Annotated in this window: 9 protein-coding genes; 2 read left to right on the top strand and 7 right to left on the bottom strand. The window is 67.0% G+C overall.

Going from position 1 to position 15,220, the window contains the following annotated elements; genetic code table 11:
* Window positions 1-7: 7 nt before the first annotated feature.
* The 7 genes from ACSQ3Q_RS07880 to ACSQ3Q_RS07850 form a co-directional block, all read right to left on the bottom strand.
* The gene (locus ACSQ3Q_RS07880; protein WP_436133846.1) at window positions 8-4,687 is read right to left on the bottom strand and encodes an Ig-like domain-containing protein; all 4,680 of its coding nucleotides are present in this window, start codon (window positions 4,685-4,687) and stop codon (window positions 8-10) included.
* A 279-nt stretch (window positions 4,688-4,966) separates the two neighbouring features.
* A complete protein-coding gene (locus ACSQ3Q_RS07875; protein WP_436133845.1) occupies window positions 4,967-6,148 on the bottom strand; it encodes an ABC transporter substrate-binding protein in 1,182 nt (393 codons plus the stop codon).
* A 6-nt stretch (window positions 6,149-6,154) separates the two neighbouring features.
* The gene (locus ACSQ3Q_RS07870; RefSeq protein ID WP_436133844.1) at window positions 6,155-7,003 is read right to left on the bottom strand and encodes a class I fructose-bisphosphate aldolase; all 849 of its coding nucleotides are present in this window, start codon (window positions 7,001-7,003) and stop codon (window positions 6,155-6,157) included.
* A gap of 57 nt (window positions 7,004-7,060) precedes the next feature.
* The gene (locus tag ACSQ3Q_RS07865; protein WP_436133843.1) at window positions 7,061-8,065 is read right to left on the bottom strand and encodes an aldo/keto reductase; all 1,005 of its coding nucleotides are present in this window, start codon (window positions 8,063-8,065) and stop codon (window positions 7,061-7,063) included.
* A complete protein-coding gene (locus ACSQ3Q_RS07860; protein ID WP_436133842.1) occupies window positions 8,062-9,096 on the bottom strand; it encodes an ABC transporter permease in 1,035 nt (344 codons plus the stop codon). Before ACSQ3Q_RS07860 ends, ACSQ3Q_RS07865 begins: the two co-directional genes overlap by 4 nt.
* Window positions 9,093-10,610, bottom strand: a complete 1,518-nt coding sequence (locus ACSQ3Q_RS07855; RefSeq protein ID WP_436133841.1) for a sugar ABC transporter ATP-binding protein — start codon at window positions 10,608-10,610, stop codon at window positions 9,093-9,095. Before ACSQ3Q_RS07855 ends, ACSQ3Q_RS07860 begins: the two co-directional genes overlap by 4 nt.
* A gap of 11 nt (window positions 10,611-10,621) precedes the next feature.
* Window positions 10,622-11,671, bottom strand: a complete 1,050-nt coding sequence (locus ACSQ3Q_RS07850) for a substrate-binding domain-containing protein (RefSeq protein ID WP_436133840.1) — start codon at window positions 11,669-11,671, stop codon at window positions 10,622-10,624.
* A gap of 180 nt (window positions 11,672-11,851) precedes the next feature.
* Between ACSQ3Q_RS07850 and ACSQ3Q_RS07845 the strand changes: the two genes are divergently transcribed.
* A complete protein-coding gene (locus tag ACSQ3Q_RS07845) occupies window positions 11,852-13,405 on the top strand; it encodes an FGGY family carbohydrate kinase (protein WP_436133839.1) in 1,554 nt (517 codons plus the stop codon).
* Complete coding sequence (locus tag ACSQ3Q_RS07840; protein ID WP_436133838.1) at window positions 13,402-15,219, top strand: glycerol-3-phosphate dehydrogenase/oxidase; 1,818 nt, start codon at window positions 13,402-13,404, stop codon at window positions 15,217-15,219. The genes ACSQ3Q_RS07845 and ACSQ3Q_RS07840 overlap by 4 nt, the downstream gene beginning before the upstream one ends.
* Window position 15,220 lies beyond the last annotated feature (1 nt).

The following is a 15,220-nucleotide window of genomic DNA, read 5'->3' as shown; positions in this document are numbered from 1 at the left end:
CCCTGCCTCACGGCAGCTGGGTCCAGTTCTGGTTGTTTCCGCCGTTGCAGGTCCAGGTGACCAGCGGAATATCCTGCGCCGTGGAGTTGTTGGGCACATCCAGGCAGGCCCCCGATGCGCGGTTGCGCAGCGTCGACCCCACCAGGCTCCACTGCGCCGTGTTGCCCGTGCTGCAGGCCAGCTGCACCACGCCAGCACCACTCGCCGCCGTGCTGTCCTGTGCCAGGCACAGGTTGCTGTGCCGCGCCACCAGTTGCACAAAACCGCCCGCCACGGTGCGCACCGTAAAGGTCTCATTGGCCGCCGTGCCGCAAGGCCACTGGATTGCGACCACACCGCTGTTGGGTGACGCGCCGCGAATGTTCACGCACAGCGTGCTGTGGGCCGAGCGCAGGCGCGTGGTGAAGTCCGTCGCCGTATCCAGCGAGCGCACGTACTCGGCCAGCGCCTGCCGGTCGGCAGCAGGCAGGCTGCCGGCACTGCCGTGGCCCCCCGCCATCACATCCAGCACGCTCGCCTTCTGGCCGTTGTGCAGGTAGGACTTGGCGGCCCAGCTGCCGATCAGCGTGGGCGTGTCAAAACCCAGGCCGGCCAGCGGCTGGTTGCCGCCCTTGCCGGACGATGGCTGGATCGTGCCCACGTCATGCCGCAGCCCATCGGTGAGCGTGCCGCCCGCGTGGCAGCTGGCGCAGTTGGCACTGGCAAACAGGGTCTGCCCGCGTGCCGCCTCTACCGTGAGATTGCCGTCGGCCGCACGCGCCGGGCTGCGCATGTACTTGTTCAGCGAAGTAAGGTAAGCCGCGAGGTCGTCGAGCTGCGCATTGCGCCCGGCCTTGGGCGCGCCCAGAGGGTCGGACGTGGCTGCAAAGTCGGCGTCGCTCAAAAAGCCCGTGCCCCCAAACGCGCTGCGCATGTCGTTCTCGAAGTCCTGCACCTCGTCGAAGTTGGCGCTCCAGTGCAGCTTGCCGTGGCCCAGGCCGCGCCGGCCCTGCAGGCTGATGGTGCGGCGCAGGCCCTCGCCGCGCTGGGTGAAGTCCCACACCATGCCGTCGTCGCCGCCATCGGCGTGGCAGCTGGCGCACGACATGTAGTTGTCCTTGCTCATGCGCCGGTCGGTTGCGTTGTAGAACACCTGCTTGCCGCGCAGTGCCGCGGCCGCCAGGGGCTCCTGTGCCACCGTGGCCACGTTCTGCACAAAGACCGCCGCCGCGCTGCGCGATGCCAGCACATCGGCCACGTCGTGCACGGTGACCGAGCGCGCGAGAAAATTGTTCACGAACAGCCGCTTGCGCGAGGCATCCAGGTACAGGCCATGCGGCGCGCTGCTGGCGTTGATCTCGCCGCGCACGGCGCGGGTGTAGGCATCGACGATGGCGATGTTGTTGCCCTCCATCTGCGCGACAAACAGGTAGTCGCCCACCGGGGAATACAGGGCCGCACGCGCCGGTGCCCGGTCGTCGAAGTCGATCTGCTCGGCCAGCAAATGCGTGCCCTGCGACAAGTCCACCTGCGACAGGATGGAGCGCACCGTCTGGTCGTGTGGCAGGTCGTTGCCGTCGCGGAAGCGCCCGCGCACGATGTTGTCCTTCTTGCCCGGCAGCACCGCACGGCCGCCGTCGGGCGAGATCACCACCTGGCTCAGGTAGTTGGCCACGCCGCGCGAGCTGTTCTCGGTGTCGACCGTGGTGGTGTCGACCGGCAGCGCAATCGTGGACACCAGCGCCATGCTGTTCAAGCCCACCTTGTGCAGTTGCCCGCCCGTCATCCTGGACTTGAAGCGCGTGATGTAGGCGGTCTGCGAATCGGCCGCCACGGCAATGCCGCGCAGGTCGCCTTCCAGCGCCAGCGTGCCCGTGGTGTTGCCGTTGGCCGGGTCGAAGGCAATGAGCGTGGACTTGCTCTCCAGCGTCAGCAGCCCCTTGGCGCCGTTGGGCGTGAAGGCCACGCCGTACGGCCCGCTGCCGTACGCCAGCGTGATCGTGGCCGAAATGCTGCCGTCCGCGGGGTTCAGCGCCACCAGCTTGTCCTCGCCCTGCACCGTGACCCAGATGCGGCCATCCGGCGCGCGAGCCAGGGTTTTAGGCTCGTCGCCCACCCGCGTTTCCCAGCGCTTGGCCAGCGACACCGCATCGATGGCGGCCACCGTGCCGCTGTCCGGATTCACCGCATACACGCTGTTGGCGTCACCCACGATGTTGCTTGAATGCGCGGGTGCCGTGGCGGTCACCGGGAAGACCACGGTCACGTTGTAGGTGTAGAACGTCTCCCGGCCCGCAGCATCGCGCACCGTCAGGGTCACGGTGTAGTGGCCGGGGCGGTTGTAGGCGTAGCTGGCATTGGCCTGGGCCGAGAAGTTGGTCTGCGTGCCGTTGCCAAAATTCCACCGATAGGTGAGGCCCGTGCCGCCGCCCAGGCGGGTCGGGTCGAAGGTCAGCTGCCCATTGACCAGCTGCGGCGCCCCGCTCACGGCAACGTCGCCAATGATGGCCTGCGAGCGCAGTTGCGCGACGTCGGCATCGCTGAGCACGCGGCCGTAGACCCGCACGTCGGCCAGGCTGCCGCGGAAGAAGTCGGCATTGCCCTGGATCTGCCCGAGCACCGTGAACTTGGTGGACAAGCCCTTGGTTCCGGTGAGCCCGGTCGAGCTTGTCTTGGTGCCGTCGATGTACACCGTCTGCGCGCCCGACGCGGCATCGCGTGTCATCACCACATGGTGCCAGGCGCCATCGTTCACCGGGGAGGTGGACCGGGTGCCGGGGTTGTTGGCCGCCACGTTGCCCACCGACAGGTTCACGCGCCCGGTGTTGTCGAGCCAGCCCCAGAACACGTCGTCCGCGCCGTTGGCCTGGTCGCGCCCAAAAATGCCCGGCGCGGTCCACGGGTTGGCCGAGCCGGCCTGCGTCGTCTTCATGTAGAACGCAACCGATGCCGAACCGCCCAGGGCAGTGGCCACGCTGTCGTTCTTGAGCGCGACGCCGCCGGTGCGCTGCGCGAAGTTCAGGCCCAGGCTCTCGAAGCGGTCGGCCGCCGAGGCCGTGCCGTTGTTGGCGCCGATCTCATCGGTCAAAGCGCTGGTCAGTGGCCAGTGGTTGCTCAGGCTGATGTCGGTGGCGTTGCCGGTGTGGAAAACCGCCTTGTATTCGGCCGCGATGCCGTTGCCCGCGTAGTCCTTCACGCCGCCCGCGGGGAGCACGATCTCGTAGCTCGTGCCGGCCGCCAGGGGTTGCGTGGGGTGGAAGTTGATGATGCCCAGCTGCACGCTGTAGGTGCCAGCCAGCGCATTGCCGTTGACCGGCCGCACGATGAAGGTGCTGGCGGTCACGCTCTCGGGCAGGATGCTGTCCGTGAGGCCCACGCCGATGCGCGATGTCAGTGCCTGTTGCTTGGCGCCGTTGGTGGGCGATGTCTGCTTGACGGCGGGCGGCGTGGTGTCGCGTGCCGTCTGGTGCACGATGAAGCCGCTGCCGGAGCCGTGGTCGTTGCCAATGAACAGCAGGTTGCCCATGGGCGCGACCTGGCCATGGTCGGAATGTGAATAGTCAGGATGGTTGGTCGCGAACAGGCTGCCCTGCCCCACCTCGACGTGGTTGAGCGGGTTGCTCACATCCACCTTGTGCACCTTGAACTGCGCGCCCTGGAACACGTAGTGGTCCTGCATGCCGCAGTACAGCTGCTCGTCGATCACGAGCCGGTTGTCTTCCACTACAAACTGCGTGCGATCACTCAGGTCGTAGCTGTACATCTTGGCGCCATTGCCGCGTGCCGACGCGTGCAGGTTCTTGCCATCAAAACAGGTGGCGTAGTAGTTGGGGTTGGAGCCCACGGTGTCGAGCACCTTGGGGTTGAGTGGATCGGAAATATCCAGGCTGGCAAAGCCGTCGGTGTTGTCCATCGAAGTCAGCACCATGTGGTTGCCCATGGTGAAGATCGGCCCGACACGAAAACCGCCCAGCTCGCCCGTGGGCACGGGGTTGGGCTTGCCGGCGCCGCGGTTGGCGATCACGGCATTGGCCGGGTCGCTGGCGTCCACGATGTAGACCCCGTCGTTGGCAGAGGCCACATACAGATACGGCGCCTGCCACCACAGCTGCCAGGCCACGTTGGCGTAGTCGCCACCGTTCACGGTGGGCAGCGCCAGCTTCTTGATCTGCTGGATGTTGTTGATGTCGGTGAAGTCCCAGAACTCGACGCCCTTGATGCTGGGCACCACCACGTATTGCTTGCCGCCGATCTTCGCGGTGCCGAAGGAGTGTGCCTCGCGGAACTCCTTGGTGCGCCCCTCGGGCTCGTAGATCTTTTTCACCAGCACAATGGCGCGCGGGTTGGACACGTCGTACAGCAGAAAGCCCCCAGGGCCCAGGCCGCTGTCCGGCGCAAAGGACGTGAGGAAGTAGCCGTTGAGCATGATGCCCACGTTCAACCCGTAGTCCTTGCGGCCCGGGTACGTGGCCGGCACATCGCCCGAGGCGCGGGTGATCATGGAGACCGGCTTGAAGAGCTCGGCCGAGGTGTAGGTGAGGTTGCCCAGGCCCGGGCCCTGCAGCGCCAGCGTCGCCTCGCCAGCCCGCGTGACCGCAGTCACCATCGTGTTGAGGGTGGTCATCGGGCTCACGCCCGTGATTGCCGCGTGCGTCATCAAGGTGGCGAATGGCAGCAACAGCGCCAGCAAGTAGTACCGGATCTTCATCGTTGTCTCCTGGTTAGGGTGGGTCCTCGTGGGACCTTTTTTTCTCGGTCTTTTCGACAGGCCGCTGTACTCGAGCGCACGCAAACCCGCGCAGGCGCTCCCGGCCGGTAGCGCGTGTGCCACCGGCCGCAGGGCTCTTCTTTTTCTTTCTTCTCCCTCGCTCCCTCTCTTCTTGTCTTCTTCTCACTCATTGGCGGTGGCGGAACAGGCCCGCGCTGTGCCTGCTACGGCAGCGTTCGCCAGGCGACCACGACCAGACGGCCGGGCGCGTTGGGGGACTTACTTCTTTCTTTGCACGAACAGGTTGCGCCGCGCATCCTCGGGATACGCGAAGGTGACGGCGGAATTGCGCACCAGCCCGACCACCAGCATGTTCTGGCTGATGGCTTCCTTGTCCTCTAGCGAGAACGGTTTTTCGTACGTGGCGACCACGCCGTAGAAAACGCGGGGAATGGTCTCCAGCGCGTGCTTGACGGCGGGCCCACTCAGGTCGCCGTTGTGGATGCCCAGCAAGGCGTAGGTCAGCAGGTAAGTCGCGTCGTACGCCTGGGCTGCGGCCATGGGCACGCGGATGCGCGACATGCTGAACTTGCGGGCATAGGCGCTGAGGAAGGCGGCGCGGCGTTCGTTGCTCGGCTCGGCAATGAAGGTCTGCGCCATGAGCGAGCCTTCTGCGCCGCCATAGGCGCCATCGATGTAGTTCGGGAACGAGAGGGGCCAGGCACCGACCTGAGGGACTTTCCAGCCCAGGGTCTTGCGGCCGTTGGCAATGGTGGCGGCCTCAGGGCCTGCTGCGTAGCTCAGGATGACGTTGGCGTGGGCCGCTCTGGCCTCGGCCAGCTGCGCCGTCACCTCCTTCGCGCTGGCCGCGACGCGCGCCACGTACACGGGTTTGACGCCCTGCTGTGCCAGGGCGTGGGTGACGTCTTGCAAACCGGCAGTGCCGTAGTCCGTGGTGTCGGCAAACACCGCCACCCGACTCCAGCCGCGCTTGAGAATGTCGTCGACGATGAACGACGCCTGGATCGCATCGCGCGCTGCGGTGCGAAAGATGAAACTCTGCGCCGGGGGCACCTTGGTGGTGAGCGGCGTGCCCGTGGCGCACGGGATCACCAGCGGCACCTTCGCTTGCTGGAAGACGTCCACCACCTTCATGCCCACGCCGTTGTCGCAGACGCCAATGGTGGCCACCACCTTCTGGGCCACCAACTCTTTGGCGGCCGCCAGGCCCTTCTCAGGGTCGGCGAAGTCGTCCTTGATGTCGAGTTCCAGCGGGCGCCCCAGGTAGCCGCCCACTGCATTGATCTCGTCCACGGCCATGCGGATGCCGTTGAGCATGGTGGTGCCGACATCGGCCGAGCCGCCGGTGAAGGGGCCGATCACCCCGATGCGCACCGGCGCACCCTGTGCCAGTGCGCCCGCCGAAAACAGCGCTGCCGCGAGGATCCAGGGCGTTTTCATGGAGGGTCAGGCCGGCGTGGATTCGTACAGGCGCCACGCCTCGGCAGCGCTGGCGCCGCGGTGGATCATGGACATCAGCGCATTCACCACCGCCGAGGGGTTGGCGTGCTGGTACACATTGCGCCCGTAGACCATGCCCGAGGCGCCCTGGTCCATGAGCACACGCGAGCGTGCAAACACCTGCTGCAGGTCTTCGCGGCCGCCGCCGCGCACCAGCACCGGGCAGCGCGCGGCCTGCACCACACGATGGAAGTCGGTGGGGTCGGTGGTCGGGTCGGCCTTCACGATGTCGGCTCCCATCTCGCGCGCCAGGCGCACCAGGGTGACGATCTTCTCGGCGTCGCCATCGACCATGTAGCCGCCCTGGTCGCTGTGCGGGCGCATGACCAGCGGCTCGATCATCAGCGGCATGCCGTAGCGGTCGCAGTCGGCGCGCACGCGGGCGATGTTGGCCACGCACTGGCGGAACAGGTCGGGCTCGTTGGGCAGCATGAACAGGTTGACCACTACGCAGGCGGCGTCGCGCTGCACGGCGGGCAGGACCGGGTCGTGCTCGTTTTGCAGCATGGCCCACATCACGCGGTGTGCGGTGGCGTTGTAGGGGTTGCCCATGTCGATGCGCATCACCAGCGCGGGCTTGTTGCGGCCCGGGCGGTCCTGCAGCAGGTCAGCCTGGCCGTAGTTGAGCTGGATCGCATCGGGCCCGGCGGCCACGAGCTTGTCCATCACCTGGGGCATGTCCTCCAGGCCATTGAGGAACGAGGGTTCGTTGCAGACGCCGTGGTCGAGCGCGATATCCAGGCAACGCCCGTTGGTGAGCAAACGGTTCAGGCGCGCGGTCTTGTCCTTCGACATACGAAGAGGTCCTTGTGAAATGGGGAAAGAGAGACGGGGAAAGAGAAGCGGGCGATGTCAGCCCAGCGCACGCAGGTGGCGGGCTGCGGCATCGTCAATGCGCTGCACGGCCTCGCGCGGAATGTCGATGGCGCCGGCTGCGGCGTTCTCCACGGCCTGCTGGCGCACGCGGGCACCGCACAGCGCCACCGACACATTGCCGCTGGCCACCGTCCAGGCAATCATCAGTTGGCCGAACGAGCAGCCGATCTGGTTGCGCACGGGTTCGAGCTCTTCAAAGAATGCCTTGAGCTTGGCGCGGTTGGCCGTGCTGAAACGCGGGTTGGTGGCGCGCTGGTCGTCGCCGGTGAACTCGCGCGCCGGGTCGATGGGGCCAGCCAGCAGGCCCAGCGCCAAGGAGGAATAACCGAGCATCGCCACGTTGTGTTGGCTGCACAGGGGCGTCAGCGTGTGCTCGATCTCGCGGTCGATCAGGCTGTAGCGCTCCTGCGCTGCGTCCACCGGGCCATAGCGCAGGTATTCCGACAGCGTCTCGGCGCTCACGTTGCTCACGCCGATGGCGCGGATCTTTCCCTGCTTCTTGAGGGTGAGCAGCGCGTCCATGGTCTCCTCGACCGGTGTGGTCGCATCCTGCCAGTGCGTGATGTACAGGTCGATGTAGTCGGTCTGCAGGCGCTTCAAGCTCTCTTCAGCCTCATGAAAAATCGACTCCCGGCCCAGGTGGCGGTACACGGGGTGGCCGTCTTCATCAAAGAAGTGCGTGCCCTTTTGGGTGTGCCACACCAGGCCACACTTGGTGGCAACCACTGCTTCGTGGCGGCGGCCTTTGAGGGCGGCACCGACGATGTTCTCGGAAGCGCCCAGGCCATAGGCGGGCGCGGTGTCGATCAGCGTCACCCCGGCGTCGAGCGAAGCGGCAATGGCCTCGGTGGCAGCGGCGCTGTCCTGCCCGCCCCACATCCATCCGCCCATGGCCCAGGTTCCGAGGCCGATGGCCGAGCATTCGATGCCCGAGGGCCCGAGGGTGGTGGTCTTCATTTCTGCGTTCAGCACGGCATTCATCGCTTGGTCTTTCGGGTGTTCATGAGGTGGTCAATGGTCACGGCGGCCAGCAGGATCAAACCCTTGATCACGTCTTGCCAATAAGGCGATACGTCCAGCAGGATCAGCGAGCTGGTCACCACCGAGAGCAGCGCCAGGCCCAGGACGGCGCCCAGCACCGTGCCCGAGCCTCCCTTCAGGCTGGCGCCGCCGATCACGGCTGCCGCAATCACGTTGAGTTCCATGCCCACGCCAAAAGTGGGCGTGGCTGCGCCGAAGCGCGCGGTGTAGATCACGCCGGCGAGGCCCGCCGATGCAGCGCAGAGCACCGTGACCCAGAACTTGACGTGGCCTACGCGGATGCCGGAGTACAGCGCCGCCTTCTCGTTGCTGCCGGTGTAGAACACGCGGCGCAGGAGGCTTGCGCGGCGCAGCACGAAGTCGCTGACCACCACGATGGTGAGGAAGATCAGGATCACCGCCGGGATGCCAAACAAAGTGCCCTGGCCGATGAACTTGAACTCGGCGGGCAGCGAGAACAGCGACTGGGGCGTGCCCTGCGTGAGCGCCAGGCACAGGCCGCGCACGATGACCATGAAGGCCAGCGAGGCAATGAAGTGGTTGAGCCCGATGCGCACCACGCAGCCGCCGATCATGGCGCCGATCAGCGCGCTGGCGGCAATCGCAATCAGCCCGGCCGACCACGGGTCCATCCCCATCAGGAACAGCTTGCCCGTGACCACCATCGCAAAACACACCACCGAACCCACCGACAGGTCGATGCCGCCCACGATCAGCAAGATGGTCATGCCCACCACCACGATGCCCTCGATGGAGAACGACAGCAGCATGGCGCGGATGTTGTCCCACGTGAGGAAATACGGCGACGCGAAGCTCATGCCCACACACAGCGCCACGATGATGACCAGAAGGCCCATCTCGCGCATGCTGGTGAGCGTGGTGCCGCCGGGTTTTCCGGGCCCTCCCGGGGCCTCGCGCGGGGGCTGGAGGCCGGCCACGATGCCGACGTCAAGTTGTGCGGGGTGATTCATGCCATCTCCTCTTGTCGTTCCAATCCAGAGGCCAGCCGCAGCAGGGCCTCTTCGGTCATGTCTTTGCCTTGCAGCTCGCCCGCGATGCGGCCGTCACGGATCACCAGGGCCCGGTCGCACAGCCCGATGATCTCGGGCAGCTCTGATGAGATGACCACCACGCCCACGCCCTGGCAGGCCAGGTCGCGCAGGATGTGGTGGATCTCTGACTTGGCGCCCACGTCCACGCCGCGCGTGGGTTCGTCCATCAGCAGCACCGCCGGGTTGGTGGCCAGCAGCTTGGCAATGGCCACCTTCTGCTGGTTGCCGCCCGACAGGCTGGCGACCTCGATCTGCACGCCGTCGGACTTGAGCTTGAGGCGCGCGCCCAGCTCCTGCGCCAGCCGGTGCTCGGCCGCGCGCTGCAGCAGGCCGAATCGCGAGCTCACGCGCTGGAGCGCCATCGCCGTGATGTTCTGGGCGATGGGAAGGTCCAGGTACACGCCAGCGGCCTTGCGGTCCTCGCTGAGGTAGGCAATGCCGGCGCGCAGCGCGTCGCTGTATTTGCGGAGGGTGAGTGCCTTGCCGCGCAGGCGCACGCTGCCACCCGTGGCAGGGCGCAGGCCACACAGGGTCTGCGCCAGTTCGCTGCGCCCGGCGCCCATGAGCCCGGCGATGCCCAGAATCTCCCCGCGCTGCAGGGTGAAAGACACGCCGTGCACCCGCTCGCCGTCAGCCAGGTCGGCCACTTCGAGCACATGCTCGCCGCGGTCGGCATCCTGCTGCTTGGGGGGGTAATAGCTGCCCAGGTCGCGGCCGACCATGCGGCGCACCAGGTCGTCAGCGTTCAGCTCGGCCAGCGGGCCCGAATGCACATTGCGTCCGTCGCGCAGCACGGTCACGCGGGTGCAGTGCGCAAAGATCTCGGCCATGCGGTGGCTGATGTAGATGATGCCGATGCCCTGGTCCTTGAGGTCGTGCAGCACGCGGAACAGCGCTGCCGACTCGTTGTCGGTGAGCGCGGCCGTCGGCTCGTCAAGGATCAGCACCTTGCAGTCGAGCGTGAGTGCCTTGGCGATCTCGATCAGCTGCTGGCTCGATATGGAGAGGTCGCTCACCCGGGCCGCGGGGTCGATGTCCTGGCCCAGCCGCGCCAGCACCTTTGCGGCCCGTGCGTTGAGGCTGCCGTAGTCCATCCACGCCTGCTTGCCAGCGTTGATCTCCGGCATGAAGATGTTTTCGGCCACGGTGGCGTCGCCGCACAGGGCGATCTCCTGGTGGACCAGGGCCAACCCTAAGCGCATGGCCTGGGCCGGACCATCGATGGCCACCACCTGGCCGTCGAGCACGATCTCGCCCGCGTCCGGTTGGTGGATGCCATCGATGATGTTCATCAGCGTGGACTTGCCCGCGCCGTTCTCGCCGCACAGGGCGTGGATCTCGCCCCTGTGCAGCGAAAAATCCACGCCCGAGAGCGCATGCGCAGCGCCGAAGCGCTTGCTGATGCCGCGCAACTCGAGCAATGAAGAGCCCATGGCGTTGCTGCTCACTCGTTGATGCCCTTGGTACCGCGGCGGGTGAGGTACTTGTCCCAGTAGAAGTCGTCGGCGTTGGCCTTGCTGACCACCGCCAGGCCGTTGTCCAAGAAAGGCACGGCCATGGGGTTGGCGCCGTTGCGCTTGGCGTCGTTCATCGGGTCGATGAGGCCGGGGTTCTTGGCCAGGAACAACATCATCATCCCCATGTAGCCCTGCATGCCCTGGTTGGGGTTGATCGCGCCGAACACGTCGCCGGACTTGATCATGTCCAGGATCTTGGCGTTCACGTCGCAGCACATCACCTTGATGTTTTTCTTGGATTCGACCTTGGCCTGCGCCGCACCCAGTGCCGAATTGGCCTCGGGCATGAACAAGGCCCCCAGGTTGGGGTTGGCTTGCACCAAGCTCTGCACCGCCTGGTAGGCCTTGTTGGGGTCCTGATTGCTGGCGGCGCGGCCCACCAGCTTCATGCCGGGGTGCTTGGTCTTCATGCGGTTGACAAACGCGGCGATGCGGCGGTCGTGGTTGTCCTGGCCGGGGTTCTCCAGCACGGCGAATTCGCCCTTGCCACCCATCGATGCAGCGATAGCGTCGGCTGCCTGGGCACCCTCGCGGTCGTTGTCCGACGTGATGAACGATGTGCGCTTGGAGTTCGGCGAATCGGCCGCGAACGTGACCACCGGGATGCCCATCGCAGCGGCGCGGTTGATGGGCTCGATGAACGGATCGGGGTTCATGGGGTGCAGCAGGATGCCGGCGGGCTTGCGGGCCAGCTCCTGCTCAAACGACGCCAACTGCTTGTTCACGTCGTACTCAGGCGTGCCGGTATAGCGGGTCTTCACGCCCAGCGTGCGGCCGAGCTGTTTCATCATTTCGTAGACCGGAAACCAGTACTCCACACCCGAGACCATCACGTTCATCACGTAGACGTCGCTCGCATTGCCGCGCAGGCCAGCGCCCGCTGCGGGTGCGGCGGCTGCCGGTTGCTGCGCGAAAGCGGTGGTACCGGCCAGACCGATACCGGCAGCGGCTGCGGACTTCAAGAAATTACGCCTCATGTTTTGTCTCCTCTTTGTTGAGTGGCACAGCTTGCGATGCTGCTCATTGACAGCAGCTTCGGGCTCTTGGTGTCACGACAGTTGTTATGACAGGTAGAATGTAATCATGGATCGATTCACCAGCTAGTTAGGGGAAACACTACTGGAACTACCGCCTGATCCGGCAGAAGCTGTTATGACATGAAGACCAACATACTCATCGGCATCGACCTGGGGTCGAGCAGCCTCAAAGCCCTGGCCCTGGAGGCCGCGACCGGCCGCACCGTGGCCCTGTCCCGCATGCCCCTGCTGCACAACCGCCTGCCTGGGGGCGGGTGCGAGGTGCCCGCCTCCGTGATCCGCTCGGCCCTGGCCACCGTGCTGCGCGACGTGTCGCACCAGCTGGGCAACCGCGTGGGCGATGTCCGCGCCATCGGTTGCACCGGCCACGGCGCGGGGCTGTACGCGCTGGGCACTGACCAGGAACTGGTGGGCGGCCGGGCCGTGGCCTCGACCGACCAGCGGGCCGACGCGCGGGCGCAGTCGCTGGCGCGCAGCCATGGCGAGCGGCTGCTGGCCGATGTGGGCTGCCAGCCCTGGCCGGGCCAGCCCACCGTGATTGCGGCCGAGCTGCTGGGCAGCGATGCCGTGCGCAGCGGCGCAGTGCAACGCCTGATGTTTGCCAAGGACTACGTGGGCTTTTTGCTCACGGGCGAGATCGCCACCGATGCCAGCGATGCGAGCACGGCAGGGCTGCTTTCGCTGTCCACGGGGACCTGGTCGCCTACGGCGTTTGCCGCCTCGGGTATTGCAGGCTTGTCATCGCAGGCTTTTGGGCCGCTGGTGCAAAGCGGCAAGCCCGTCGGCACGGTGCAACCCCTCGCGGCCGCGGCGCACGGCCTGCCCGCGGGCATCCCCGTGGCCATGGGCGCGATCGACCTGCTGGCGTCGATGACCGCCATCTGCGCCGAAGAACGCGGCCGCGCCGTATCGGTGCTGGGCACTTGGTGCGTCAACGCCGTCATCGGCCCGGTGATGGAACCACAGCCCCGCGTGGCTGGCACCGTCAACTTCGGCCCCACCAACCGGCGCCTGTACATGGAGAACAGCCCCTCGTCGATGGCCAACATCGCCTGGCTGGCCGGTGTGCTGGGGCTGCCGGACGCGCGGGCGGTGGTCGACCTGGCGATGTCCGTGCCGCTGGGCGCGGGCGGACTGCGATTTTTGCCGTTTGTGAACGGCGGTGGCGGTGTCACCGCGGGGTTTGTCGGCCTCAAGAGCCACCACACGCGGGGCGACATGGCCCGCGCGGTGGTCGATGCCACGGCGGCGCTGCATGTGCGCCACACGGCGCGCCTGGCGGCGGCGGGGCTTGCGGTGTCGGAGTCCACCATCCTGGGTGGCGGCGCCAGCGACACGCGCCTGGTACGCCTGCTGGCCGGCCTGCTCGGGCGGCCGGTGGAGCGTTGCGCCGACGACGAGACCGGCGCGCGCGGCGCGGCGATCTACGCAGCGATGTCGCGCGGTATGGATACGGAGCCTTTGCGCGCGCCCTGCGACACGGTCGAACCCGATGCCCGCCAGGCGCGGGCCCATGCGGACTACAACGCTGCCTTCAACGAATTGATCGACACCATGGCGCCTGTGTTGGGTCACCTGGCGGGCAGCGCAGCCCCGCCGCCGTTGCCGCAGCCACAGCAAGCGCCACCGCAGCGCGCGGCGGCGCCCTCGCACAGCGTGGAGGTGTTGCCATGAACAGCGCCAGCAGCTTCTCTCCATCGCCCTTCGTGCGCCCGGCCGCCGTGGCGGGCCGGCATTTCTCGACCGTGATCGTCGGCGCCGGCATCAACGGCGTGGGCGTGTTCCGAGATCTTTCGCTGCAGGGCGTGGACTGCCTCATCGTGGACAAAGGCGACTTCAGCGCCGGCGCCAGCAGCGCGCCCTCGCGCATGATCCACGGCGGCCTGCGCTATCTGGAGAGCGGCAGCTTCTCGTTGGTGGCGGAGGCCACGCGCGAACGCAACCTGCTGCTGCGCAACGCGCCGCACCTGGTCCAGCCTTTGAAGACCGTGGTGCCGCTGTCGAGCTTTTTCGGCGGGCTGATGAGCAGCGCGCTCAAGTTTTTGGGCCGCACACCGCCCCAGCGCACGCGTGGCCTGCTGGCCGTGGCGACGGGGCTGCGCCTGTACGACCTGCTGGGACGGCGCCAGCGCGTGATGCCCAACCACCGCATCGGCCGCGTGCAGCCGGCGGACCGCCTGCTGTTTCGCACGGCGGTGCGCTGGACGGCCACGTTCTTCGATGCCTGGATCAGCCATCCCGAATGGCTGGTGCTGGAGCTGATGCGCGACGCCTGCCGCGACGAGCCGCGTTCGGCCGCCACCAACCACTGCCGCGTGACGGGCTGTGCGGGCAAAACGATCACGCTGCGCGACGAGATCACGGGCGAGGTCGTGCAGGTCACCGCCGATAGCGTAGTGAACGCCAGCGGTGCGTGGCTGGACCGCAGCACCGCGCTGCTCGGTGGCGCCGTGCCGCGCGTGATGGGCACCAAAGGCTCGCACCTGGTGCTCGACCACCCCGCGCTGCGCGACGCACTGAGCGGGCGCATGGCGTACTTCGAAGCGCTCGACGGGCGCGTGTGCATCGTCTACCCCTTCCTCGGCCGCGTGCTGGTCGGCTCCACCGACATCCCCGTGGACGACCCGGACCAGATCACCACCGAGCCGGCCGAGGTGGACTACCTGCTGGAGGTGCTGGGCGAGGTGTTCCCCAACTTCCGCTTTGGCCGGGGCAACGTGGTCTACACCTACGTGGGCGTGCGGCCGCTGGCGCGGTCGGATGCGGACAAGCCGGGCCAGATCTCCCGCGACCATTCGGTGGTGGTCGATCCACCCTCGCCTTCGCGCGACATTCCGGTGGTCGGGCTGGTGGGCGGCAAGTGGACCACCTTCCGCGCGTTGGCCGAAGAGGCCACCGACGAGGTGCTGCAGTGGCTGGGGCGCGAGCGCACCGCATCCACCCGGCAGCTGCCCATTGGCGGCGGAGCCCACATGCCGCAAGACGCGCAGGCGACCGAGCAGTTTGTCCACCGCATCACCACAGAGTCGGGCCTGGCCCGCACCCGCGCCCAGGCGCTGCTGCGCCGCTATGGCGCCGAGGCTTTTGGCTTGGCGCAGGGCTTCAAGGTGGCGGGCGATACGCCGCTGCAGCACGCCTCTGAATATTCGGTGGCCGAAATTGCCTGGCTGTGCACCGAAACCGGGGTGATCCACCTCGATGACCTCGTGATCCGCCGCACGCTGCTGGCCATCCGCGGGCTGGTGACAGACGCCCTGCTCGCCGAAATGGCCCGCATTGCGGCGGAGGCACTGGGCTGGGACACCGGGCGCGAACAGCAGGAACTGCACAATTGCGCCACCGCATTGCGCGAGCGCCATGGCGTGCGGCTGGCACCTGCCGCCGCGACCCATGCCCACGACACCACCGAAACCACGACGGCCCCCACCGATGCCGCACCCGCTGTGCAGGCACCATTGACCATCCATCCGGCCCTGAGCCCGTCCTGAC

The sequence above is a fragment of the Acidovorax sp. LjRoot129 genome (assembly GCF_964253765.1).
GTDB lineage: Bacteria > Pseudomonadota > Gammaproteobacteria > Burkholderiales > Burkholderiaceae_C > Acidovorax.
This window is presented reverse-complemented; position numbering and strand designations above follow the sequence as displayed.

Coding starts and splice junctions, on each gene's coding strand:
- ACSQ3Q_RS07845 (WP_436133839.1), top strand. CDS start 11,852: ATGAAGACCAACATACTCATCGGCATCGACCTGGGGTCGAGCAGCCTC.
- ACSQ3Q_RS07840 (WP_436133838.1), top strand. CDS start 13,402: ATGAACAGCGCCAGCAGCTTCTCTCCATCGCCCTTCGTGCGCCCGGCC.
- ACSQ3Q_RS07860 (WP_436133842.1), bottom strand. CDS start 9,096: ATGAATCACCCCGCACAACTTGACGTCGGCATCGTGGCCGGCCTCCAG.
- ACSQ3Q_RS07855 (WP_436133841.1), bottom strand. CDS start 10,610: ATGGGCTCTTCATTGCTCGAGTTGCGCGGCATCAGCAAGCGCTTCGGC.
- ACSQ3Q_RS07875 (WP_436133845.1), bottom strand. CDS start 6,148: ATGAAAACGCCCTGGATCCTCGCGGCAGCGCTGTTTTCGGCGGGCGCA.
- ACSQ3Q_RS07850 (WP_436133840.1), bottom strand. CDS start 11,671: ATGAGGCGTAATTTCTTGAAGTCCGCAGCCGCTGCCGGTATCGGTCTG.
- ACSQ3Q_RS07870 (WP_436133844.1), bottom strand. CDS start 7,003: ATGTCGAAGGACAAGACCGCGCGCCTGAACCGTTTGCTCACCAACGGG.
- ACSQ3Q_RS07865 (WP_436133843.1), bottom strand. CDS start 8,065: ATGAATGCCGTGCTGAACGCAGAAATGAAGACCACCACCCTCGGGCCC.
- ACSQ3Q_RS07880 (WP_436133846.1), bottom strand. CDS start 4,687: ATGAAGATCCGGTACTACTTGCTGGCGCTGTTGCTGCCATTCGCCACC.